The 991-nt window shown below is 49.2% G+C and carries 1 protein-coding gene; it reads right to left on the bottom strand.

Going from position 1 to position 991, the window contains the following annotated elements; genetic code table 11:
* The coding region (locus ACGF63_RS22910; protein ID WP_387633383.1) for an IS630 family transposase at nucleotides 1-987 on the bottom strand (987 nt) is incomplete at its 3' end.
* Between the last annotated feature and the right edge of the window lie 4 nt (nucleotides 988-991).

Genomic DNA, 991 nt, shown 5'->3' with positions numbered 1-991 from the left:
GTTATCGGCAAGTTCCGGTAATATTTCCGTAAAAAAGTGATGTATCGCCTGTCTGAACAAGGCCGCCGAGGCGAAGTAACGATTATTTCTGACTTTTTCATTCATCACTTTCCACAGCCTTTCTATCGGGTTCAGATTCGGGCTGTAGGGCGGTAAGTAATGAAGCTCAATATTCATCACATAAGCCCAGTCTTTCACCAACTCACTCCGGTGATAACCGGCTCCGTCAAGGATAATATGAACTTTCTGACTGACCGGATAGGTTTCACGCAGGGCAATGAAGAATTCTGCGATGTGATAACTGTCGAGACGGTCATATTCGCGGACCACGGTTTTACTGATATCGGCCAGATTCAGGGCACCCATCAGGTTCAGCCGGGTACGGCTTCCCGTGGTTTTCACTGCGGTTTTCTGGCCTTTTCGCATCCAGCCATAAGCGAGTTTCGTCCCCTGCGTGGGATGGACACCATCAATGAACAGGATGGGCTCATTGTCTCCGGCTTCCTGCTTCAGTTTCCCGTAGGTTTCCACAAAGGCCCGTTGCTGTTCCGCGTTGAACTTGTGTGGCACGCCGGTCGGTTTTTTGTAACTGAATCCATTATGGTGCAACCATTTATTCATGCCGGGAACGGTGTAACTGATATCCCACCTTTCTTTGACAAGACGGATAACAGCCTGTGTGGTGGGCAGAAGATTCGCGGTCAGATAAGCGATAAGTTCCTGAGTCTGTATTTCGCTGAGGTGGCTCTGAGAGCCGCCATTTTCGGGCTTCAGTTTGCGGTGATTAAGGTAATCGCTGATATGACGATTAACCGTCGTTTCATGCAGACGCAGGGCTTGAGCGATCATGACAGAACTCCAGCCCTCAGAAGCCAGCAGAACCGCTTTGATGCGATCACACTCCCTCTTATCACGGCAGGTGTGATGAAGGTGTTCGAGTTCGGCTTTCTGTTCATCGGTAATGAATATTTTCATGACGGATACCATGATC

It is taken from the genome of Photorhabdus sp. RM322S, assembly GCF_042879395.1.
Taxonomy (GTDB): Bacteria; Pseudomonadota; Gammaproteobacteria; order Enterobacterales; family Enterobacteriaceae; genus Photorhabdus; species Photorhabdus khanii.
This window is presented reverse-complemented; position numbering and strand designations above follow the sequence as displayed.